5 protein-coding genes and 1 pseudogene are annotated in these 25,061 nt (G+C 73.1%); 2 read left to right on the forward strand and 4 right to left on the reverse strand.

The window, feature by feature from the left end:
• Positions 1 to 15: 15 nt before the first annotated feature.
• The 4 genes and pseudogenes from ACFWFI_RS10300 to ACFWFI_RS10315 all read right to left on the reverse strand — a co-directional run.
• On the reverse strand, positions 16 to 7,602 hold the full coding sequence (locus ACFWFI_RS10300) for an amino acid adenylation domain-containing protein (RefSeq protein ID WP_387387688.1): 7,587 nt from the start codon (positions 7,600 to 7,602) through the stop codon (positions 16 to 18).
• A complete protein-coding gene (locus ACFWFI_RS10305) occupies positions 7,599 to 22,088 on the reverse strand; it encodes an amino acid adenylation domain-containing protein (RefSeq protein ID WP_387387690.1) in 14,490 nt (4,829 codons plus the stop codon). The genes ACFWFI_RS10300 and ACFWFI_RS10305 overlap by 4 nt, the downstream gene beginning before the upstream one ends.
• A gap of 393 nt (positions 22,089 to 22,481) precedes the next feature.
• Positions 22,482 to 22,700 (reverse strand): MbtH family protein, encoded by a 219-nt coding sequence (locus ACFWFI_RS10310; protein ID WP_387387692.1) that lies wholly within the window; start codon positions 22,698 to 22,700, stop codon positions 22,482 to 22,484.
• Positions 22,701 to 23,406: 706 nt separating this feature from the next.
• Positions 23,407 to 23,721 (reverse strand): annotated as a pseudogene (locus ACFWFI_RS10315) (response regulator transcription factor); the annotation flags it as partial.
• A 49-nt stretch (positions 23,722 to 23,770) separates the two neighbouring features.
• On the opposite strand from ACFWFI_RS10315, the gene ACFWFI_RS10320 reads away from it, so the two are divergent.
• The gene (locus ACFWFI_RS10320; RefSeq protein WP_387387693.1) at positions 23,771 to 24,430 is read left to right on the forward strand and encodes a helix-turn-helix transcriptional regulator; all 660 of its coding nucleotides are present in this window, start codon (positions 23,771 to 23,773) and stop codon (positions 24,428 to 24,430) included.
• 48 nt (positions 24,431 to 24,478) lie between these two features.
• Complete coding sequence (locus ACFWFI_RS10325; RefSeq protein WP_387387694.1) at positions 24,479 to 24,949, forward strand: DUF3291 domain-containing protein; 471 nt, start codon at positions 24,479 to 24,481, stop codon at positions 24,947 to 24,949.
• Positions 24,950 to 25,061: the final 112 nt, after the last annotated feature.

Here is a 25,061-nt window from a genome sequence, read left to right on the forward strand (position 1 = left end):
GTCGGTGCCCGGCGGCTACGTCATGGCCCGCACCCCCCGCGGGGTGGGCAGGAAGCCCGTTCCATGGAAGTAGGTCAGGTAGCGGGTCAGGACGTCGTCGGTCAGGGACGGCAGGTGGACACCAAGGTCCGCCACGGCCTTGGCCGTCCGGCTGGAGTCGAAGCCGCGGTGGTCCGTCGCCTCGTGCCGGGTCTGCCCCTCTTCGCCGAGGAACAGCTGCGCCGCGTTGTCGTGCTGCGCCGCGACGCGGGCCTGCCACTGCGGCGCGGGGATGGTGCGCAGCTCGTGGCCCAGGCGGGCGGCGGCTTCGAAGACGCGGTCCAGGCCCGGTGCGTCCGGGTTGGTGAGGTGATAGGTCTCGGTGCCTGTCCTGCCCGACACGGAGAGCGCCACCACCGCCGCGCTGACGTAGTCCACGGGCACCCAGTCGGTCGACCCGTACGGCAGGTCCGGCACCGAGCCCGCCTGGAGGCATCCCTTGACGAGCTGCCACAGAAGGTCGCGGTCCTGGCAGGCCCCGGTGGTGGTGTCGCCGCTGATGCGGCCGGGGCGGTGGACGGTGACCGGCAGACCGCGTTCGCGGGCCAGGCCGACGAGTTGCTCGGCGACCCACTTGCTCTGCGCGTATCCGTCGGGCAGGTCGGACGCAGGGCCCGTCGGGGTCGACTCCGTGATGGTGACGGGATCGTGGCCGGCCGCCGGAGCGTAGACGCTCGTCGTCGAGACGTAGTGCATCCCGGGTGAGGCGGAGTCGGCGAGCAGGCGCAGCAGCTCCTCGGTGCCGGCCACGTTGGAGGCGCGCAGATCGCCGTACCCGGCGGCGAAGTTGACGCGCGCGCCGTTGTGGATGACGGGGCCGAGGCCGCGGACCAGGGCGGTCCGGTCCTCGGGTGTCAGACCGAGGCCGGGGGCCGCGAGGTCCCCGGGGACGGGGCGGATCAGATCCGCGTAGCGAGGGCGCCACAGGCCGTACTGCTCCAGGTTGGCCCGCAGGCGGTGCGCGGCGCGCTGCTCGTCCTCGGCGCGCACGAGGCAGTCGACGGGTGCGTCGGTGGTCTCGATGAGATCGCGCAGGAGGAAGGCGCCGAGGAAGCCGGAGGCGCCGGTCAGAAGAGGCCGGGCGGAGCGGTGGAGCCTGCGGGCGGGGGCGGGCACGGGGGCCGCGCCCGCCCGCCCCGTGATGTCCGGCGCCAGGCGGACCTCGGAGGCGAGGTCAGGCGCGACGGTTGCCTTCTCGTTCTCGTCCCCCGCCTCGCTCTCCAGGAGACGGGCGACGCCCTCGACGGTGGGCGCCGCGAACAGTGCGCGCAGGGAGGGGCGCCGACCGCACCGTTCCTCGATCCGCTGCGCGAGGGTGACGGCGAGCAGGGAGTGGCCGCCCAGGGCGAAGAAGTCGTCCGTGACGCCCACTTCGGGCACGCCCAGCGTCTCCGCGAACGCCTCGCACAGGGCCCGTTCGCGAGTGGTGCCCGGTGCCCGGCCACCGGTCGGCGCGGCTTGGTCGGGTGCCGGCAGGGCGCGCCGGTCGGTCTTGCCGTTGGGGGTGACGGGCAGGGCGTCGAGCCGTACGTGGGCGGCGGGGATCATGTGGTCGGGCAGGGTGGCGGCGAGGTGTGCGCGCAGCTCGCCGTCGTCCGGACCGTCCGAACCGTCGGCGGCCACGGTGTAGGCGACCAGACGGCGGTCGCCGGGCCGGTCCTCGCGGACGACGGCGCAGGCAGCGGCGACGCCGGGCACAGCGGTGAGCGCTGCTTCGATCTCACCGAGTTCGATGCGGAAACCGCGGAGTTTGACCTGATCGTCGACGCGGGAGACGTAGACGAGTTGCCCGTCGGCGGTCCATCGCACCAGGTCACCGGTGCGGTACATGCGGCCGCCGCCGGCGCGGTCGAAAGGGTCGGCCACGAATCGGGACGCGGTCAGGGCGGCCCGGCCGTGGTATCCACGGGCCAATCCCTCGCCGGCGACGTACAGTTCGCCGACGACGCCGGGTGGTACGGGGGCCAGCCGGTCGTCCAGGACGTGGACGCGGGTGCCGTTCACGGGGACGCCGATGGGCACGGTGCGGTCGGGGGCGAGCGGCCCGTCCGCGTGCTGGAAGGTGCTCATCGTCGCGCAGACGGTGGTCTCCGTCGGGCCGTAGGCGTTGACGAGGAACCGGTCCGCCGCCCAGGCGTGCACCAGGGCCGGCGTGCACGCCTCACCGGCCAGGACCATCGTCGTCCCGGCGGGCAGCGAGCCCGGCTGCATCACCGCGAGGGCGGCGGGCGGCAGGGTGAGGTGGGTGACGCCCCGCTCGCGGACCAGGGCGGCGAGGGTGGGGCCGGGGAGCAGGGCATCGCGTTCGTCGATCTCCAGGCAGGCCCCGGAGAGCAGTCCCATGCACAGTTCCCAGAACGCGGCGTCGAAGCTGACGGACGCCATGTGCAGCACCCGGCTGCCCGGGGCGACGCGCAGCCGCTCGATCTGGGTCCTGGCCATGGCGCCCGCGCCCCGGTGCGTGACCACGACGCCCTTGGGGCGGCCGGTGGAGCCGGAGGTGTAGATGACGTACGCCGGGTGCGCGGGGAGCAGGGCCGGGGACCCGCTCGTGCGGGCGGCGGCATGCGCCGACGTCGCTGCGCCGTCCCCGAGGTCCCCGGCGTACAGGCAGGGCGCCGGGGACTCCGGGAGGCGGCGGCGGATGGCGGGCGTGGTGAGGAGCAGGCGCGGCCGGGAGTCGTCGAGCATGTGGGAGAGACGCCGGGCCGGGTAGTCCGGGTCGAGGGGAACGTATGCCGCCCCGGCCTTGAGGACGCCGAGGAGGGCCACGACGAGGTCGTTGGTGCGGGGCAGGGCGACCGCCACCCGGTCCTCGGGCCCGATGCCCCGCGCCGCGAGTTGGTGGGCGAGTGCGTCGGCGCGGGTGTTGAGCTCGCCGTAGGTGAGGGTGGTGTCCGCGTCGCGGACCGCCGGGGCGTCCGGGGTGCGTCGGGCCCACTGCTCGAAGAGCGCGGGGACGGTCGACTCGGGCACGTTCTCCACGGGCCCGGTCTCCCAGGCGGCCAGGCGGGTGCGCTCGGCGGCGGTGAACACGTCGTACGTGCTCAGTCGGCGGTCCGGGTCGGCGGCGACGGCGGTGAGCAGCAGGACGAGCCGTCCGGCGAGGTCACGGACCGTGGACGCGTCGAAGAGTTCCGTCGCGTAGTCGACGGCGGCCCGCATCCCGCTGGGCGCGCCGCTGTCGTCGTACGTCTCGGTGAAGGTGAACGACAGGTCGAACTTGCTGACACCGGGGTCGACCGGCACGCCGCGGGCGGTGACGCCGGCCAGGTCGACGGGGGCGGCGGGGGTGTGGTTCTGCAGGATGAGCATGGTCTGGAAGAGCGGGTGGTGGTTCTGCGATCGCGCGGGGTTGAGGAGCTCGACCAGGCGCTCGAAGGGAAGGTCCTGGTGCGCGTACGCGGAGAGGTCGAAATCCTTCACCCTGTCGAGGAGTTCGAGGAACGTGGGGTCGCCCGTCAGGTCCGCGCGCAGCACGAGCGTGTTGACGAAGAGGCCGACGAGGTCCGAGGCCGCCTCGTCGGTGCGGCCGGCGACGGCCGTGCCCAGCGGGATGTCGTCGCCCGCGCCGTGCCGGGAGAGAACGGCCGACAGCGCGGCCTGGAGCACCATGAAGACGCTGCATCCGGTGTTCCGGGCGAGGTCCGCGACCCGCCGGGCGGTGGCGGGGTCGAGGGCGAAGTCGTGGGTGGCGCCGGTGTGCCTGGGCACGGCGGGGCGCGGACGGTCCCAGGGCAGCTCGATCATCTCGGGCAGCCCGGCCAACGCCTCTTTCCAGTGACCCAGTTGCCTGGCGACGAGGCTCTCCGGGTCGCTCTCGTCGCCGAGCAGGCGGCGTTGCCAGAGGGTGTGGTCGGCGTAGTCGACGGGAAGCTCCGTCCACGCCGGTGCCTCGGCGTCGATGCGGGCGCGGTAGGCGGCGCCCAGGTCGCGGGCGAAGGGTGCGAGGGAGGAGCCGTCGGCGGCGATGTGGTGGATCACGAGGACCAGGACATGGGCGTCGTCGCCCAGGCGCAGCAGGGTCGCCCGCACCGGGAGGCTGTGCTCGACGTCGATCGGTGCGGTCGCGGCAACTGCGATCCGGTCGGGCAGGCCGTCCTCGTCGACGGCTTCGACCGTGAACGGAAGGCGGACGTCGTGCGGGGCGGTGATGTGCTGGTGCGGTCGGCTGTCGCGCTCGGGGAAGACGGTGCGCAGGGCCGCGTGCCGGTGGACGACGTCGTGGAGCGCCTGGCGCAGGGCTTCCGTGTCGAGCGGTCCTTCGAGGCGCAGGGCGAAGGGGATGTTGTAGGTGGCGGAGGGGCCTTCGAGGCGGTGGAGGAACCAAAGGCGCTGCTGGGCGTAGGACAGCGGGAGCACGGCGGGGCGTTCCTGCGGCACGAGGGCGGGGCGCGCGGGCCGGTCCGCACCCTGCAGGGCGGTGGCGAGCGTGGCCACGGTGGGGTTCTCGAAGAGGGTGCGGATCTCGGTCTCGGTGTCCAGGGCGGTACGGACGCGGCCCACGAGGCGCGTGGCGAGCAGGGAGTGGCCACCCAGGGCGAAGAAGTCGTCGTCCATACCGACGCGGGCCACACCCAGCACGTCGGCGAACAGCCCGGCGAGGATCTCCTCGTGGGCGCTGCGCGGCGGGCGGCTCCCCGCCCGGGGCTGGGTGGAGGCAGGCGCGGGCAGCGCCGACCGGTCGAGTTTGCCGTTCGGAGTCAGCGGCAGCGCGTCGAGCGGCTCGATGGCGGCCGGCACCATGTAGGCGGGCAGCTGACGGCCGACGTGCGCGGCGAGCAGGTCCGGATCCGGGGTGCGTCCGGGGGCAGGGACGACGTAAGCCGTCAGGGTGCGGTCGCCGGGCAGATCCTCGCGGACCAGGACGCAGGCCGCGCGCACGGACGGGTCGGCGCGGAGGGCCGCCTCGATCTCGGCGGGCTCGATGCGGTGGCCGCGGAGTTTGATCTGCTGGTCGGACCGGGCGACGTAGTGCAGGGTGCCGTCGGGATCCCGGCGCACGAGGTCTCCGGTGCGGTACATCCGTGCCCCGGTGCCGGCGAACGGGTCGGCGACGAACCGGGTCGCGGTCAGGCCGGGGCGCCCCAGATAGCCGCGCGCGACCCCGGCGCCCCCGACGTACAGCTCGCCCTCGGCGCCGGGCGGCACCGGCCGCATCGCCGCGTCCAGGACATAGGCGCGCATGCCGTCCAGCGGCCGGCCGATCGGGGGCACGCCACCGGGAGCGCCGCCGGGGTGTACGCGGTGGAGCGTGGCGAACGTGGTGGTTTCGGTGGGCCCGTAGATGTTGAGGAAGGCGGTGCCGGGGTGCGCGCCGGCCAGGCGCTGGAGGACGCCGGGCGCGGCGGCCTCTCCTCCGGAGGCGACCAGGCGAAGCAGGCCGAGGGCGTCGCGGTCGGTCTCGGCGATGACGTTGAAGAGGGCCGTCGTCAGGAACGCGGCCGTCACGCCGTGCCGTGCGACGAGGTCACGGAGAACGGCGGGCTGGAGGGTGCCCTCGGGGGCCACGACGACACGGCCGCCGTTGAGCAGTGGAGCCCAGATCTCGAAGGTGGAGGCGTCGAAGACGTACGCCGAGTGCATCAGGACCGCGTCGGCCGCGCCGTCGCCCCAGGTCCGGTCGGACGCGAGGGCGGCCACGTCGGCGTGGGTGACGCCGACGCCCTTGGGCAGGCCGGTGGAGCCGGAGGTGAACATCACGTACGCGAGCCGGGCGCCGCCCGTGACGGCGGGGAGGGCTCCCGGGGCGGCCGGGCCTCCGTGCACCGTTCGGCCCGCGGCGTCGACGGTCACCACGGCGACATCCGGGCCCAGTTGGGCCGTCCAGGGGTGCGCGCGGGTGCCCTCGTCGACGATCAGGACCCGCAGGGCCGCCACCTGGGCGACGCGGGCGAGCCGTTCGGCGGGCCAGCGCGGGTCGAGCGGCACGTAGGCGGCGCCCGCGCGCAGGGCCGCCAGGGACGCGGTGACCGTGGCGGTCGAGCGCCCCAGGAGGATACCGACGCCGTCCTCGGGACCGGTCCCGAGCCCCGTCAGGACCCCGGCCAACTCGTCGGAGATGTCACGGAGTTGCGCGTAGGTCAGCTGCTCTCCCGCGCCGGTCACGGCCACCGCGTCCGGATGCCGGGCGACGCGCCCGGCCACCGCGTCCGGGATGCTCATGTCGCCCGTCTCTTGCGGGAGTTCGGCACCGCGTCCATGGGCGAGCAGCGCCTCGCGCTCACCGTCCAGGAGTACGGGTACGGCGTCGGCCCGGCTGTCGAGTCCCTCCGCCATGGCGGTCAGCAGGCGCCGCATGCGGGCGACCGTGCGGGCCACCTCGTCCCGGTCGAGGACGGCGGCCCGGTAGCCGAAGGTGATCCTCAGGGCGTCGCCCGGAGCGATGGTGAGGGTCAGCGGGTAGTGGGCCGCGTCCGTGCCGCTGAACCCGGTCACAGCGAGGCCGGGCAGCCCCTGCTGCGCGGTGCGCAGGGCTTCGGCGTCCATCGGGTAGTTCTCGAACACGGCCAGGGTGTCGAACAGTTCGTCCAGTTCCGTGATGCCGCGTATCTCGGTCAGACCCAGATACTGGCTGCCCAGGAGCCGGCCCTGTTCCTCCTGGAGGCGGGTCAGGAGCGCGGCGAGGGTTTCGCCGGGTGCAGGGCGGAGCCTTACCGGGACGGTGTTGATGAAGAGGCCGACCATCGACTCGATTCCGGGGATCTCCGGCGGCCGGCCGGAGACGGTGGTGCCGAACACGACGTCGGGACGCCCGGTGAGGTGCGCGAGCAGCAGACCCCAGGCGCCCTGGACCAGGGTGTTGAGGGTGAGCCGGTGGGCGCGGGCCGTCTCGCGCAGCCGGTGGGTCGTGGCGGCGTCCAGATCGAGAACGAGGGTCTCGGGCAGTTCGCCGGAGCCCGGCACGTCCGCCCCGGCGCGGCCGGCGAGCAGGGTCGGCGCCTCGATTCCGGCCAGAGCGGTGCGCCAGACATCCAGGGCGGCGGCACGGTCCTGCTGGGCCAGCCAGGCGAGGTAGGTGCGGTAGGGGGCGACGCGGGGCAGGGCGCTGTCGTCGCCGTGGCGTGCGTAGAGCTCGAAGAGTTCCCGTACGAGCAGGGGCATCGACCAGCCGTCGAGCAGGATGTGATGGCTCGTCATGACGAGCCGGTGGCGATCGGGTGCGGTGCGCACCAGGGTGAACCGCATCAGCGGCGGGGTGGCGAGGTCGAAGCGACGGGTGCGGTCGGCGGCGAGGAACGCGGTGAGGCGCTCCTGTGCCGTACCCGTGGAGTCCGCCCCGGTCAGGTCCAGCTCCTCCAACGGCACCGGCACCTCGGCCGCGACGGCCTGCACGGGCTCGTCCAGATCCTCGTGGAGGAATCCGACCCGCAGGTTGGCGTGCCGTCGCAGCAGGCCGCCGATGGCGGCGCGCAGGGCGGGGACGCCGACGGGGCCTTCGAGGTCGAAGACGAACTGGGCGGTGTAGACGTCCACGGCGCGGGAGTCGTACAGCGCGTGGAAGAGCATGCCCGCCTGCAGCGGCGTCAGCGGCAGTACGTCTTCCAGTCGGAACCCGGTCACTTGCGTCCACCCCATCTGTTCTGCAGTCGGTCGATCTGGGCCTGGTCGAGCGAGACCAGGGGAAGGTCGGACGGCGTGTAGCCGCCCGCGTCGGGTCGTTCGGCGTGTTCGGCCGTGGCGCGCAGCGCGCGGGTGAACGCCTCGGCCAGAGCCTCCACGTCCTCCTCCTTGAGGAGGTCGCTGGGCCAGGTCCAGCGGATCACCAGCCGGGGGCCGTCCGCCCGGTCCTCGGTGTGCGCGTTGATGTCGAGGACGTGGTGGACGGGCATGTCCGGGTCCTGGCCGCGCGGTCCGCCGCCGTCGAGCACCACGTCCCAGTCGGCGCCGGCCCCTCCGTCCGCGGGCTCGGGTGAAGCGGCGTACCGGCCGAGGTAGTTGAAGCCGATCTGGGGGTCGGGCGCGGTCGCCAGCCGGGCACGGGTGGCCGGGTTGAGGTGGCGCAGCATTCCGTGGCCGACGCCGTGGTCGGGAATGGTTCGCAGCTGTTCCTTGACACGTTTGAGGGCGCGTTCGACCAGGGCCGCGTCGAAGCGTGCGGGGTCGCGGGTGTCAACCGGGCCGGGGTCGAGCCGGACCGGGTAGAGGCTGGTGAACCAGCCGACCGTGCGGGAGAGGTCGAGGTGGTCGGCGATCTGCTCGCGGCCGTGGCCCTCCAGGTCGAGGAGGACGGCGGTGCCGCCCGGCCGGGCCCCGCCGAGGGCGGCGGCCCGTTCCGCACGCCAGGAGCAGACGGCGAGGGCCAGGCCCGTGAGCAGGACGTCCTCCACCCCGGCGTGGAAGGCGGCGGGGACGGTGGTGAGCAAGGGATTCGTCCACGTGGCGGGCAGGTGGGTGCTCAGGGTGCGCGTGCGGTCGGCGGTGTCCCGGTCGGGATCCAGCGGCCGGTACCCGAGCTGCGGGTCCGGTGTGCTCAATGCCGTCTGCCACAGGGGCAGTTCCGCCTCCCGTGAGGCCTCCTGCGCCTGGGCGGCCAAGAGTTGAGCCCACTGCCGGTAGGAGGTGGTGGCCGCGGGCAGCGCCGCCACCCGTTCGGTGATGACCGAGGTGTTGGTGACGGCCCGCCAGGCGATGGCCACGTCTGCGGCGAGGATGCGCCAGGAGACCGCATCGACGGCCAGGTGGTGCACGACCAGCAGCAGTCGCCCACGCGCATGGGGCCCTGCGTCGCACCAGACGGCCTCGATCACCTCCCCGTGTGCGGGCCGTAGCCGTCTGCGCGCCTGTTCACCCGCCTCGGTGACGGCGGCGCGGACGGCGTCGGCGTCGAGCCCCGCGACGTCGACCCGGGTGAAGCGGCGCCGGGCGGGCACGGAGCCCGGCGGCAGCGCTTCGAGGACGGGCGCTCCGTCGGCCGACCGGGTGACCCTCAGGCGGAGCATGTCGTGGTGGTCGATGAGGAGTTGGAGGGTGGCGACGAGGGAGTCCTCGTCGGCGCCCGCAGGCGTGCGCAGTACCCCGGACTGGTTGTACCCGTCCGTGGTGCCGGGCCGTTCCAGGAACCAGGCGGCGATGGGCGTCGGGGGCATCTCGCCGGTGCCCTGCCCGGCCGGAGCGGCGGTGTCCTGGCCGAGCTCGGTGGCGACGGCCGCGATGGCCTCGGGTGTGCGGTGGACGAAGACGTCGCGCGGGGTGACGCCGAGTCCGGCCTCCCGGACCCTGCTGACCAGCTGGATGGAGAGGATGCTGTCACCGCCGAGCGCGAAGAAGTCGTCGTCGGTGCGGACTGCGGGAGTGGTCAGGACGGAGGCGAACACGTCGCACAGGACGTGCTCCCGTGCGGTGCGCGGCTGTCCCCCGGGCCGGGTGGCGGCGGGGCGCGCCGGAACGGGCATGGCGCGCCGGTCGGTCTTGCCGTTGGGCAGCAGCGGCAGCGCGTCGAGGGGGACGAGGACGGCGGGCACCATGTACGGCGGCAGGGCCGATGTCAGCCGGGCGCGCAGCTCGCTGTCGGTGAGGGCCGGGGCGCCGTCGCACGGGTCGGCAACGGTGTAGGCGACCAGTCGCCGCTCCCCCGGCCGGTCCTCCCGGACGAGGGCGCAGGCGGCGGCGATGCCGTCGAGTGCGGTGAGAGCGGCCTCGATCTCGCCGAGTTCGATGCGGAAGCCGTGCAGCTTGACCTGGTCGTCGGCGCGCGAGACATAGGTGAGCAGGCCGTCCGCGTCCCGCCGGACCAGGTCGCCCGTGCGGTACATACGGCTCCCGGCCGGTCCGTACGGATCGGCGACGAACCGCGCGGCGGTCAGGCCGGGGCGCCCCAGGTAGCCGCGCGCGAGGCCGTCGCCCGCGACGTAGAGCTCGCCTGTCACGCCCGGCGGCACCGGCCGCAGAGCGGTGTCCAGGACATGGGCGCGGGTGTTGTCGACGGGGCGTCCGAGCGGGACGGTCCCCTCCCCCGCCGGAATGCCCGCTTCCCCGCTCCGGTGGTGGTGAGCGGTGGCGTCGATCGTCGTCTCGGTGGGCCCGTACAGGTTGTGGACCTCGGCGTGCCAGGCCCGTCCGACGCGCTCGGCCAGGGACCGGAGCAGGGGTTCACCTCCGCACAGCACCGCCCGCAGCGTCGTGGGCACCTCGTCGGGGCCGGTCTCGGTGAGGACGAGCGAGAGGTGCGAGGGAACGAACTGGACGAGGGTGGTGCCCGCGTCGCGCATACGGGCCAGGAGCCCCGCCGGGTCGTGGTTGAGGGCGGGTGGCACGGGGCAGGTGGAGCCGCCGTGCAGGAGCGGCAGCCAGGTCTCCCAGACCGATGCGTCGAAGCTCGGCGAGGTGCGGGCGAGGACCCGGTCGTCGTCGGTGAGGCCGAGGTTGTCCGCCATCCACGCCATGTGGTTGGTCAGGGAGGCGTGGGTGACGACGACGCCCTTGGGGCGGCCGGTGGAGCCCGAGGTGTAGATGACGTACGCCGCGTCGCGCGGATCGGGTGCGGCGCTTACCGGTGCCGCGCTCCCGGTGGACCAGGCGGCACGGTCGTCGAGCGCGAGGCAGGGCACGGACCGGTCGTACGGTGCGGCGCGTGCCGTGCCGTGGGTGAGGAGCAGTGCCGGGCGGGCGTCGTCGAGCATGTGGGCGACGCGCGCCTCGGGGTACTCCAGGTCGACCGGCAGGTACGCCGCCCCTGCCTTGGCCACCGCCAGCATCGCGACGACCTGGTCCGCGGTGCCTTCCAGGGCGAGGGCGACGAGGTCGCCGCGGCCGATGCCCCGGCTCCACAGGTGGTGTGCCAGATCGTCGGAGAGCGCGTCGAGTTGGCTGAAGGTGAGACGGTGCGCGCCGTCCAGCACGGCTATACCCGAGGGGGTCCGTGCGCACTGGACGCGGAACGCCTCGGGCGCCGTACGCGCTGCCGGCGGCCGGACCGGGCCGTGCGCGGCGCGATCGAGGCTCCGCCGCTCGGCCGCGTCGAGGACATCGGCGGCGTGGACGCTCCGGCCGGGGTCCGCGGCGAGCGAGGCGAGCAGGCGGGTCAGCCGGTCGGTCAGTGCGTGCGCGGTGGCGGGGGCGAAGAGCTCGGTGGAGAACTCCAGTACGCCGTCCAGGCCGGCGGGCCGTCCTGTGCCGTCCTGCTTCTCGGTGAAGGTGAAGGTCAGGTCGAACTTGCTGATGCCGGTGTGCACGGGCTGCTCCGTCACCGTGAGCCCTGGCAGGTCGACCACCGCGTCCGCGTGGTTCTGGAGGACGAGCATGGTCTGGAACAGCGGGTGGTGGTTCTGGGCCCGGACCGGGCTGATCGAGTCCACCAGCCGTTCGAACGGCACGTCCTGGTGGGCGTACGCCGCCAGGTCGAACTCCCGCACGCGGTCGAGCACTTCGAGGAAGGAGGGGTCACCGCTCAGATCGGTGCGCAGGACGAGGGTGTTGACGAAGAATCCCACCAGGTCGTCGAGGGCTTCGTCGGTTCGTCCGGCGACGGCGGTGCCGAGCGGGATGTCCTCACCCGCTCCGTGCCGGGAGAGGAGCACCGACAGGGCGGCCTGGAGCACCATGAAGAGGCTGCACCCGCGGGCACGGGCGAGTCCCGCCAGCGCCCGGTGGGTGTCCGCGTCCACGGGGAAGTCGAACGCGTCGCCGCGGTACGCCGTCACGGTGGGGCGCGGGCGGTCGTAGGGCAGATCGAGCAGTTCGGGGGCGCCCGCGAGCGCTGTACGCCAGAAGTCCAGCTGGCGGGCCGCCTGCCCGGCCGGGTCGTCCTCGTCGCCGAGCAGCGCGCGCTGCCACAGGGTGTAGTCGGCGTACTGGACGCCGAGCTCCGTCCACGGGGGCTCCACGCCCTCGGTGCGTGCCTTGTACGCCGTGCCCAGGTCGCGGGCGAGCGGAGCGAAGGACCAGCCGTCGCCCGCGATGTGGTGGACGACCAGCACGAGGACGTGGTCCTCGGCGCCCAGCCGCACCAGCCGGGCCCGTACGGGGATGTCCGTGCTCACGTCGAAGGCGTGCGCCACCTCGGCGCTCAGGACCTCGTCGAGACGGCCGGGAGGGGTGGCGCGCGGCGTCAGGTCGAGGTCGGCGCCACCGGCGTCGAGGACGAGCTGGCGCGCCACGCCGTCGGTCTCGGGAAAGACGGTGCGCAGACTCTCGTGGCGTTCGACGACGTCCGCGAGGGCGCTCTCCAGGGCGTCCGCGTCGAGCCTGCCGTGCAGACGGAGCACGAGCGGCACGTTGTACGTGGCGCTGGGCCCCTCGAACCGGTTGAGGAACCACAGGCGCTGCTGAGCGGAGGACAGCGGCATCGGATCGGGACGGCTCGCGGCCCGCACCAGAGGGCTCCTGGCCGCTGCGGCGCCGTCCAGCGCGGCGGCGAGCGCCGCCGGCGTCGGGTGTTCGAAGAGGGCCTTGACCTGGACCTCGACGCCGAGCGTGGGGCGGATGCGCGCGACGAGCCGGGTGGCCAGCAGCGAGTGGCCGCCCAGGGCGAAGAAGTCGTCGTCGGCACCCGCCCCGTCGAGGCCGAGCACATCGGCGAAGAGTCCGCAGAGGATCTCCTCGCGGACGGTACGGGCTGCGCGCCCGCCGACCGGAGCATGGTGCTCCGGGGCGGGCAGGGCCCGCCGGTCGACCTTGCCGTTGACGGTCAGCGGCAGTGCGTCGAGCAGGACGAACGCGGAGGGCACCATGTACGCGGGCAGGGACCGGCCGACAGCCCGGGCGAGGTCGCCGGCTTCGGGGCGTGCCCCGTCGGCGGGCACCACGTACGCGACGAGCCGCCGGTCGCCGGGGGCGTCCTCACGGACGACGACGAAGGAGTCGGCGACACCCTCGCAGCAGGCCAGCACGCCCTCGATCTCACCCAGTTCGATGCGGTAGCCGCGCAGTTTCACCTGCCCGTCGGCGCGGTCGACGTAGACGATCTGCCCGTCGCGGGTCCACCGGACGAGGTCGCCTGTGCGGTACATACGCCCGCCCGCCGCGTCGAACGGGTCGGCCACGAAGCGTGCGGCGGTCAGCCCCGGAAGCCCCGTGTACCCGCGTGCGACGCCGCGCCCGGCGAGGTACAGCTCGCCCACGACGCCCGGCGGAACCGGCCCCAGGGAGCCGTCGAGGACGTACAGGCGCATGCCGTCCATGGCGCGGCCGATGGGCGGCGGGCCGGACGGCAGGTCGGCCGCCACGTCGTAGCGGGTGGCGAAGGTGGTGGTCTCGGTGGGCCCGTACACATGGAGGACGCGCACGCCCGGCGCGGTACCGGCGACCCGCTGCATCGCGTCCGGCGAGGCCAGTTCCCCACCGGCGCACACGAGTCGGAGGCCGGCGAAGGCGCCCGGACCGGTCTCGGCGATCACGTTGAACAGAGCCGTCGTCAGGAAGACGGCGGATACGCCGTGCTCGCGGACGGCGTCACCGAGGGCGCCGGCCTCCAGGACACCGTCCGGTGCGACGACGATCCGGCCGCCGTTCAGGAGCGGAGCCCAGATCTCGAACGTGGAGGCGTCGAAGACGTACGCCGAGTGCATCAGGACCGCGTCGGCGGCGCCGTCGTCCCAGGCGGAGTCCGCCGTGAGCGCGGCCACGTCGGCGTGCGTGACTCCGACGCCCTTGGGCAGGCCGGTCGAGCCGGAGGTGAACATCACGTAGGCGAGCGCGCCGGGGCCCGGCACCGCCGCCGGACGGCCCGGCTCCTCGGGCGCGCCCCGCAGGATCCGGCCGAGCCGGTCCACGACCACGACCGGTACCCGGCGGGCAGTCGCGGTTACCCAGGGGGAGGCGAAGGCCTCCTCGTCGACGACGAGGACCCGCACAGCCGCCACCGCGGCGGCCTGGTCGAGCCGCTCCTCGGGCCAGCGCGCGTCCAGCGGGACGTAGGCGCCGGCCGCGCGGACCACGCCCAGGGACACCGAAACCACGGCAGGCGACCGGGTGAGCAGCACGCCGACCCCGGACTCGGGGCCGACGCCGAGACCCGCCAGGGCGCCGGCGAGGCCGGCGGAGATCCCGTCGAGTTCGGCGTACGTGAGGGTGGTGTCGTCGCCGGTCACGGCCACGGCGCCCGGTGTGCGGTGTGCCTGGGCCGCGAAGAGCGCGGGCAGGGTGGCGTCCGCGGTGCCCGCGGGCAGGCCGCGGCCGGTGCCCCAGCGTGTGACACGGGCGCGCTCGTCCGGCGTCATCAGGCCGTAGCCGGCCAGGGACAGACCGGGGTCGGCGGCCACCTGTTCCAGGAGGCGGACCAGGCGGGTGGCGAGGGTTTCGACGGTGGACCGGTCGAAGAGGGCGGTGGCGTACTCGATCCCGGCGGTGAGACGGCCCTCACCCCGCTCCTCGGTGAAGGCGAAGGTGAGGTCGAACTTGCTCAGGCCGTTGTGGACCAGCCGGTCCTCGACGAGGAGGCCCGGAAGATCGGGGCGGTCGGTCTCCTGGTTCTGCAGGACCAGCATGGTCTGGAAGAGCGGGTGGTGGTTGCGCGCCCGGACGGGGTTGACACTCTCGACGAGACGCTCGAACGGCACGTCCTGGTGTGCGTAGGCGGCCAGGTCGAACTCGCGTACCCGTACGAGGAGTTCGCGGAAGGTCGGATTGCCGGACAGGTCCGTGCGCAGGACGAGCGTGTTGACGAAGAAGCCGACCAGGTCCTCCAGCGCCTCGTCCGTGCGGCCGGCGACGGGCGAGCCGAGCGGAATGTCGTCGCCCGCGCCGTGCCGGTGCAGCAGGGTGGCCACCGCTGCCTGGAGCACCATGAACAGGCTGCTGCCCGACTCACGGGCCAGACGCAGGAGTTGGGCGTACACGGAGGGCGCCACGTCGAAGGTGTGGACGGCACCTCTCGGATCGGTGGTGACCGGGCGCGGCCGGTCCAGCGGCAGGTCGATCAGTCCGGGCAGGCCCGCCAGGGCCGTGTGCCAGTGGTCGAGTTGCTGCCGCAGCACGCTCTGCGGGGCGACACCGTCGCCCAGAGTCTCGTGCTGCCAGAGCGTGTAGTCGGCGTACTGGAGCGGGGTGCCGGCGGTGAAATCGGGTTCACGCCCATCGAGTCGGGCCCGATAGGCGTCACCGAGGTGGCGCGCGAGCGGGGCCAGGGACCAGCCGTCGCCCGCGATGTGGTGCAGGACGAGCACCAGGACGTGGTGGCCGGGTGCGGAGCGCAGCAGCAGGGCACGCAGCGGTCGGTCCACGGCGACGTCGAACGGCTCGCGCACGGCCGCCAGGACAGCCGCCTCCAGGTCGCCGGGGGCCGTGGCCACGACAGGCAGCCGGGGTGCTGCGGCATCGACGGGGAAAATCAACTGCCGTGGCACGCCGTCCTGTTCCGGGAACAGGGTGCGTAATGCCTCGTGTCGCCGCACGACATCGTGCAGGGCGGACCGCAACGCGCCGGTGTCCAGGGTTCCGTCGAGTTCGAGCACGAGCGGGATGTTGTAGGAGGAGCTGGGGCCCTCGAGCCTGTTGAGGAACCACAGGCGCTGCTGCGCGGAGGACAGCGGCATCGGATCGGGCCGCTGCGCGGCGGGCACCACCGGTGGACGGGTCGGGCCCGGCGTGTCCAGGACGCGGGCGAGACCCGCGACGGTCGGGTGCTCGAAGAGGGTGCGTACGGCTATCTCGGCGCCCAGGACGGCGCGGACACGGCTGACGACGCGCATGGCGAGGAGCGAGTGGCCGCCGAGGTCGAAGAAGCTGTCGTGCGGGCCCACGAGGGGCCTCTGCAGGACGTCGGCGTAGATCCCGGCGAGCAGGTCCTCCTGGAGGGTGCGCCGTCCCGGTCCGGCCGGAGCGTCCGCACCCGGCTCGGGTTCGGGCAGGGCACGCCGGTCCACCTTGCCGTTGGGGAGGAGGGGTAGGTCGTCCAGGATGACGACGGCGCCGGGCACCATGTAGTGCGGAAGGGTCTCGGTGAGGGCGTCGCGCAGGGCGGCGGGGCGCTGGGCGGGGTCCCCCGTGACTGCGTAGGCGACGAGTCGGCGCCCGGAAGGTATGTCCTCACGGATCACGGCGCAGGCGGCGGTGACGCCGGGCCGCGCGAGGAGCGCGGCCTCGACCTCGCCCAGCTCGATGCGGAAGCCGCGGAGTTTGACCTGGTCGTCGGCGCGGGCCACGTAGTCGAGCAGACCGTGCCGGTTCCACCGTACGAGGTCGCCCGTCCGGTACATGCGGGCACCGGGGGCGGCGAACGGGTCGGCCACGAACCGTGCGGCGCTCAGGCCCGGTCGGTCCAGGTAGCCACGGGCGAGGTTGGGGCCCGACAGGTACAGCTCTCCGGTGACACCGGGCGGTACGGGCCGCAGCCGGCCGTCGAGTACGTAGGCGCGCATGGTGTCGACGGGGAGGCCGATCGGCACGGTCTCGGAGGGCGTGCGGGCGTCGTCGAGTGCACCCGCCTGCGGTCCGCCGATGCGGTGCGCGGTCGCGTCGATGGTCGCCTCGGTCGGCCCGTAGAGGTTGTGCACCTCGGCCCGCCACATCTCGGCGACGTCGTCGGCGAGGGAACGCGGCAACGGTTCGCCGCCGCACAGGACGGCGCGCAGCCCGGGGAGCGGCGCGGCGTGCGCCGCCTCGGTGAGGACGAGGGTCAGGTGCGAGGGCACGAACTGGGCGACGGTGACGCCGAATCGGCTCATCCAGGAGACGAGGGCGCTCGGCTCCCGGTTGGCCTCGTGCGGCAGCACACAGACTTCGGCGCCGTTCATCAGCGGGAGCCAGAGTTCCCATACGGAGGCGTCGAAACTGGTGGAGGTGCGGGCGAGGACCCGGTCGTCCGGGGTGACCGCCAGGTGCCGCGCCATCCAGGCCATGTGATTGCTCAGGGCGGCGTGCGGCACGACCACGCCCTTGGGGCGGCCGGTGGAGCCCGAGGTGTAGATGACGTACGCGGGGTCCGCAGGGTGGGGGGTGTGCGGGACGGGCACGGTGGGCCCCGTGGTCCTGGCGGCCGGATCGTCGAGGGCGAGCCACTGCACGTCGCAGGCCGGCAGGGCCGCGTGGACGTCCGTTGTGGTGAGCAGCAGGACGGGCCGGGCGTCGTCGAGCATGTGCCTGATGCGGGCCGGCGGATACTGCGGGTCCACGGGCAGGTAGGCGGCACCCGCACGGAGGACGGCCAGCATGGCGACGACGGTGTCCACGGACGGCGGTGCGGCGAGTGCCACCCGGTCCTCCCGGCCGGCTCCCCGCTCACGCAGGACATGGGCGAGGGCGTCGGCGCGGGAGTCGAGCTCGGCGTAGGTGAGGCTCGTGTGCGCGTCGCGCACGGCGACGGCGTGGGGGGTGCGCGCGGCCCACTCCCGGACCGCCTCGGGAGCGGTACGGACGGGCAGCGGAAGCTCCGCCCCGCGTCCCTGGCCGAGGATGAGGTCCCGCTCGCCCGGGGCCAAGGGGTCGAGGTCGCCGACCGCGCGGTCGGGGTCGGTCACGGCCATCGTGAGAACCCGGGCGAAGCGGGCGCAGAGAGCGCGAGCGGTGGCGGCGTCGAAGAGGTCGGTGGCGTATTCCAGGTAGCCCCCGATGCCGGCGGCGTTGTCGGTGCTCTCGGTGCTCTCGGTGCGTTCGGAGTGCTCGGAGTGCTCGGAGTGCTCGGAGTGCTCGGTGCGTTCGGAGTGCTCGGTGAGCGAGAACGTCAGGTCGAACTTGCTGACCCCGGTGTGCCGGGACCGGTCGTTGACGGTGACGCCGGGGAGATCGAGTTGAGCCCGCTCCTGGTTCTGGAGGACCAGCATGGTCTGGAAGAGCGGGTGATGGTCACCGGACCGTTCAGGGTTGAGCGCCTCCACGACCCGTTCGAAGGGGATGTCGCCGTGGCCGAAAGCCGCGATGTCGAACTCCGCCACCCTCCTCAGCAGTTCACGGAAGGACGGGTCACCGGACAGGTCCGCGCGCAGGACGACGGTGTTGACGAAGAACCCGACCAGGTCGTCGAGTGCCTCGTCGGTGCGCCCGGCCACCGCGGCACCCAGCGTGATGTCGGTGCCGGCGCCATGGGCGTGCAGCGTCACGGCGAGGGCAGCCTGGAGCACCATGAAGGGGGTGCAGCCGGTGGTGCGAGCGAGCCGGGTCAGCGCGGCGTGCGCGGAGGCGGGCAGTTCGAAGGGGACCGCGTCGCCCCGGTGGCCGGCCACGGCCGGGCGGGGCCGGTCGAGAGGCAGGTCGAGCAGGTCGGGGGCTCCGCGCAGAGCCTCCTGCCAGAAGGCGAGCTGGCGTGCGGCCAGGCTGTCCGGGTCGTCGTCGGCGCCGAGCAGTCGGCGCTGCCAGAGTGCGTAGTCCGCGTGCTGCACGCGCAGCGCGGGCCAGTCGGGGGCGCCCGCGCCCGCGTTCCTGGCGCGGTAGGCGGCGCCGAGGTCCCGGCTGAGCGGGGCGAGGGACCAGCCGTCGGCGACGACGTGGTGGAGTACGAGGACCAGGACATGGCGAGCGGTGCCCAGGCGGAGCAGATGGGCGCGGACGCCGACATCGCCGGTGAGGTCGAACGGCACCGCTGACAGGCGGCGCACCGTGTCCTCGGCCCAGGGGTCGGCGTTCTCCCCGGCCGGGGGCACCTCGATGACGAGGGGGACGAGCGCCGCGGCGGCGGATGTGTCCAGGACTTCCTGGCGGGCCACACCGTCGTGCTCGGCGAAGACCGTGCGCAGGCTCTCGTGCCGGGCGACCACGTCGGTCAGGGCGCCGCGCAGGGCGTCCGTGTCCAAGGGGCCTTCGAGTTCGAGGACCAGCGGGACGGTATAGGTGTCGCTGGGGCCCTCGGACCGGTTGAGGAACCAGAGGCGCTGCTGCGCGTAGGAGAGCGGCACCGCCTCCGGTCGTCGCTGCGGGGTGAGGGCCGGCCGGGCCGTCACGGTGGTGTCGAGGGCGGCGGCGAGAGAGGCGACCGTGGGGTGGTCGAAGAGGGTGCGCATGCCGAGTTCGGCGCCCAGGGCGGCCCGCACCCGGCCGGTGAGGCGGGTGGCCAGCAGCGAGTGGCCGCCGAGGGAGAAGAAGTTGTCGTCGATGCCGACGGCCTCCACGCCCAGGACATCGGCGAAGAGGCCGGACAGGGCCTCCTCATAGACGGTGCGCGGGGCGCGGCCGGTGGTCGCTGCGGCGCGAGGGGCGGGCAGGGCGCGGCGGTCGACCTTGCCGTTGGCGTTCAGGGGCAGCGCGTCGAGGAGGACGAACGCGGAAGGCACCATGTACGCGGGCAGCGTGCGTCCTGCACGGCGGGCGAGGGCGGCGTCGTCCGGCCGGGTGCCGGGTGTCCCCACGACATAGGCGACGAGGCGCCGGTCGCCGGGTATGTCCTCGCGGACCACAACGCAGGCGGCGCGCACATCCGGGTCGGTGAGCAGGGCGCTCTCGATCTCGGCGGGCTCGATGCGGAATCCGCGGAGTTTGACCTGCCCGTCGACGCGTCCGACGTACTCGATGTCGCCGCGCGCGGTCCAGCGCACGAGGTCGCCCGTGCGGTACATGCGGCCACCGCCCGCGTCGTACGGGTCGGCGACGAACCGGGTGGCGGTCAGCGCGGCGCGGCCCAGGTAGCCGCGGGCGACGCCGCGGCCGCTGACGTACAGCTCCCCCACGACGCCGGGCGGCACCATCCCGAGGGTGCCGTCGAGCACATGGAGGCGCATCCCGTCGAGGGCCCGGCCGATGGGCGGCACGCCCGGCTCGCCCGCGGCGACCTGGTGGCGGGTGGCGAAGGTCGTGGTCTCGGTGGGCCCGTAGACATGCAGGACGCGTGTGCCGGGCGCGGCCTCGGCCACCTGCTGCATCAGGCCCGGGGTGGCGGCCTCGCCGCCCGTGGCGACAAGGCGCAGCCCTGTGAACGCCGAGGGGTCGGCCTCGGCCACCACGTTGAACAGAGCCGTCGTCAGGAACAGGGCGGTCACCCCGTGCCGGTTCACCACCTCTCCGAGGGCCGGCGCGTCCAGGACGCCGCCGGGCGCGACGACCACACAGCCGCCGTTCAGGAGCGGCACCCAGATCTCGAAGGTGGAGGCGTCGAACACGTAGGCCGAGTGGAGCAGCACCGCTTCACACGCACCGTCCGACCAGGTGGTGTCGGCGGTCAGCGCGAGAACGTCGGCGTGCGTGACACCGACGCCCTTGGGCAGACCGGTGGAACCGGAGGTGAACATCACGTAGGCGAGCCGGTCGGCGCCGGTCACTCCCGGCAGCGGTCTCGGCGAGCGCGGGGCGCCGCCCATGACGTCGCCGAGACCGTCGACGACGATCACCGGCAGGGTGACTGCCGCCTTCACGACCCAGGGGTGTCCGGCGGCCGCCTCGTCGACCACCAGAGCGCGCACGCCGGCGGCCTCGGCCACGCGGTCGAGCCGTTCGGCCGGCCAGGCCGCGTCCATCGGCACGTACGCGGCGCCCGCGCCGACCACGCCGAGAGTGGTGGTCACCACAGCCGCCGAGCGGCCCACGAGGACGCCGACGCCGTCCTCGGCGCCGATGCCCGAGTGGGCCAGGGTGCCGGAGAGGTCGTCCGCAGTCCGTGCCAGCTCCCGGTACGACAGCGTGACCGCACCGTCCACCACCGCCGGGGCGTCCGGGGTCAGCCGCGCCTGCCCACCGAACGCCTCCGGCAGGCTCGCGGCCGTCCTCCCGGCCGGCAGCTCCGCGCCGCGCCCTTGTTCGAGCAGCGCCCCGGCCTCGGTGTCGTCGAGGAACGGCAGGTCACGGAGGAGCGTGCCGGCGTCCGCGTCCGCCAGAGTCGACAGGAAGGAGACGACCGCCTGCTGGAGCAGCCGCACGTCCTCGGGGTGGTACAGCTCCGGGTTGGCGTCGAAGCCGATCAACGGCCCTTTTCCGGCGGCCCGTTCGGAGACGAAGAGGGACACGTCGCCGACCGGGCCGATGGACAGCACACGTGAGGGGGCGGGGCTGCCGTCGAAGTCGAGGTCGTAGTCGTATCCCATGATGTTGACGACGACGTCGGTCAGGTGCCCCGCACCGTCGGTCATGTTCATCTCACGGGCGAGCTGTTCGCGGGAGAAGCGGCGATGACGCAGGGCGCCGCGCATCTCGTCGGCGACGGCGCGCACGAGGGCGCCGACCGTCATGTCGGCGGTGACGGTCAGACGCAGCGGCAGGATGTTGGCGGTCATGCCGACGACGTGCCGAAGCCCGCCGTGACGACCGTTGGAGGCGAGGCCCACAGTGACGTCCTGCGTCCCGCCGGCCCGGCTGACGTAGGCGGCGACCGCGCCTACGAGGGCGGCGGTCCAGCTGGTGCGATGACCGGCGGCGAGCCCGCGCAGGTCATCGAGCACCGCGACGGGCAGGGTCTCGCCCGTGTGCATCCGGACGTCCGCTCCGGCGGGCGCGGCCGGCGCCGGAGCGTCGGTGCGCCGGCGGATGAGCGCCGGGCCGCCGCGCGGGCGCGCACCCTCCCCGGCGCCTGCCTCATCCGCCGCGCCTGCGCCCGCCAGGTCGGCGAACTTGCCGGTCCAGTAGGCGCGGTCGGCCTCGTAGCGGTCGGACCCGAGGTAGGCCGTCTCGTCGGCTACGAGGTCGCGCAGCGGTGCGGCGGCGGGCAACTCGACGGCGGCGAGGTCCTCACCGCGTACGGCGCGCCCGTAGAGCTCGGCCACCGCGCGGCCGAAGACGGCGCCGCCGAGGCCGTCGACGGCGATGTGGTGGAAGCGGACGTACCAGTAGTGCAGCCGGGCACCGAGGCGCAGCAGCGCGAGGTGGTGGCGCGGGGCGTCGAGCCGGTCGACGGTTGCCATGTCGTCGGCCATGTAGCGCTCGGCCGCGGCGGCGGGGTCATCGGCGCCGGACAGGTCGAGCAGGTGCAGCCGGTCGGTGTCGGCCGTGGGCCGGTGAGCCACGCGCTGACGCACCGTCTCGCCCCGGACGACGAAATCGAGGTGAAGACTGTCGCACAGGGCGACGGCCCGGCCGAGCGCCGCGGCGAACAATTCCTCGTCGAGGTCCCCGTGGATCTCGAAGCATTCCCCGATGTTGTATTTCGGGCTGCCCGGATCGACGAGTTGCCCGTACCAGACGCCCTGCTGCGCCGTGGTCAGTTCGAGAAACTCTTCGGGAACCGCGTCGGTCGGAAGAGAACGGTTTTCCTGCATGCCGGTCCACACCTTTGGGGAGAGATTTCGGGGACGGTGAAGAAGGGCCGGGTGAAACCGACCGCGCCGGAGCACCGATCGTCGACGCCGGTGCCGGAGTAAGCGGAGAGGGACGTCGCCGCGCGTAAGGCGTCAGGCGCGGCCGGAATCTCGTACCGGGCATGACCGTCCGGCAGGAGGCCGCGTTGTCTTCACACATCGAGGGGTGGCCACAGGGCAGCCCATCGATGTTTTATGAACGCCAGATGAAGACGGCATGAGCACCCGCGAGCAAGGCGCGACGGTTATCCGTTCATGTCTGATCGATTCCGCTCGAGCGAGAGCGAAATCGATCAGCAGGAGTACCGAAACGCGGCTCGACCTGGGAGGTGCCTTCGGCGGCGCGGCCGCGGCCTAGCCGGCGTCGACCCCCGTCACCCGCACCAGGCCGGCGGGGCGCATATCGGTCCAGGCGCCTTCGATCACGTCGAGACATTCCTGACGCGACCCTTCCGGCCCGTCGGCGCGCCAGCCGCCCGGAACGTCGATATGCGCGGGCCACAACGAGTACTGACCCTCGTCGTTGACCAGCGCCACGAACCGTCCCGACTCGTCATCGAAAGGATTGGTCACGGCCGTCCCCCACCTGTTCTCACGCTTTCCACGACATGTTCATCAGTGATGTCCGGGCATATCGCGTCGGTCGTTTTCCGCGACACACCATCGAGCCCCCAACACGCCCCCGCGGTCCGATCCCGGTCGTGCGGAACGGAGATACGTTACGCCTCCGCATGCCGCCGACGACCTATGACCGATCCACGGTTAACCCGATGTACCCGTTCACGCCGATCACATTAGAGGACCCGGGGCTACGAACGGCGAGTATTCGACTGATTACTTACAAGCACTCACTCGGCCGCGAGGAAGTTCAATGGCCCGGGGAATATGCCAACCGGCAGCCTACGCATATATCCAGCCACCCCGATGTCCCTATAGTGCCGGTAGAACTTGATATGAACCAGGCACTTTCGGATAGCCCCAGGAGTGCGCCCGCGTACTCCCGTTACACACGGACATGTCGCCGAGCCCCCATGCGCCGGGCACGCGCCCCCATCCCGGTCGGTGGGCCGGACAGGTCGGCAGACGCCGGACCGTCCGCGCCGACGGGGCCGGCGCGGACGACAACGGACGAGCGGGCGACCACAGTTCGGGGCCGGTGCGTCCGGCTCCTTCTCCGACCGGCATCACCGTCCAGCAGTGCACGTGTCGATGACTGCCCGCCCTGGCCGGGCCGGTCGCCTTCGGGACACGCCGCTCCGAACCGGCACAAGCCCCGCCTTCACCGCTCCTGGTCCACGAGACCGGTCTCGTACGCGATGATCGCGGCCTGGACCCGGTTGCGTACCCCGAGCGCCGTGAAGACCGCGCTGACGTAGCTCTTCACCGTGCCCTCCACCACATGCAGGCGCGTGGCGATCTCCGCGTTGGAGAGGCCCTGTCCGAGAAGGGCGAGCACCTGGCGTTCGCGTCCGGTGAGCGCGCCGACGCGGGCCCGTGAGGTGGCCGCGCGGGTCATGCGGCCCGTCGCGCCCCGTTTGAGTTCACCGATCACCCGGCGCGCGACGTCTGCGGAGAGATAGGCGGCACCGCGGGCGGCAGTGTGCGACATCGGCGTCAATCACCGTTGGTTATAGAATTACGCCGTGAGCAGTGAGGATGCCGCCCTCGAGGCGTTGGGCGTACTGGTTGATCCGGTGCGGCGTGGACTGTACCGGCACGTCATCGGAACACCGGGCGAGGTGGGGCGGGACGCGGCGGCCGAAGCGGCTGGGGTCTCCCGCTCACTGGCCGCGTTCCACCTGGACAAGCTGGTCGAGGCCGGGCTGCTCGAGGTGTGTTTCCGGCGGCTTTCGGGGCGCAGCGGACCGGGGGCCGGGCGGCCCTCGAAGATGTACCGGCGAGCCGAGGGTGAGCATGCCGTGTCCGTGCCGCCCCGCTCCTACGACACGGCGAGCGGGCTGCTCGCCGAGGTGGTGGAGCGGGCCGGGCTCGACCGGGAGCTGCAGGCGGCGGCAAGGGCGGCCGGGGAGGCCGAGGGTGGCGCCTCGGGCAGCGAGGCCGATCCCGTCGAGATCATGCGGTCACGCGGCTATCAGCCGTTCTGGGACGGCGAGAAGCTGCGACTGAACAACTGCCCGTTCCACGCGTTGGCCGATCAGTTCCCCGCCCTGGTCTGCGGGATGAATCTGGCCGGGATCGAGGGCCTGCTCGCCGGAATGCCTGACGGTCAGGAGTGGAGCGCGGCGATGGATCCGCTCCCGGAAGGGTGCTGTGTCGCCCTCAGGATCGCCGGAGAAGTCTAAAAACAGTATTCGTTGACTTTAGAGGTTTACCCGGGCATGCTTGGCCCCGTGAACGACTTTCAACTGGCCCAGGTCAACGTCGGGCGAACACTCGCCCCGCTCGGAAGTCCCCAACTGGCCGACTTCGTCGCGCAGCTCCCGGAGATCAACGCCCTCGCCGACGGGGCCCCCGGCTTCGTCTGGCGCATGGTCGACGACGACGGAGCCGACGCGACGAGCCTGCGCCCCAAGAACGACGACGATCTGTTCATCATCAACTGCTCGGTCTGGGAATCGGTCGAAGCGCTGCGGGACTACACCTACCGCAGTGAGCACCTCAAGGTGCTGGCCCGCCGCCGCGAATGGTTCGAGCGTCTGGCCGAGTTCCACCTGGCGATGTGGTGGGTCCCGGCCGGGCATCGTCCGAGCGTCGACGAGGCGATGGACCGCGTCGCCCTGATCCGCGAGAACGGCGAAGGGCCCGGGGCGTTCACCTTCCGAGCACCCCACCCACCGCCGGTCAACTCGCCGACGCCGTGATCGACGCCCTCTCAGCCGGGGCTCCGCAGGTACCGGCCACGCGCTGAACCGACCGCATCTCACGACAGAACACACGCACGACCGCCGGCAGGCCCGCACCGGTGTGCGGGCC

It is taken from the genome of Streptomyces sp. NPDC060209 (assembly GCF_042728155.1).
Lineage (GTDB): Bacteria > Actinomycetota > Actinomycetes > Streptomycetales > Streptomycetaceae > Streptomyces.

Excerpts from the sequence above, each read along its gene's own strand:
- ACFWFI_RS10305 (WP_387387690.1), bottom strand. The coding sequence starts at position 22,088 with ATGCAGGAAAACCGTTCTCTTCCGACCGACGCGGTTCCCGAAGAGTTT.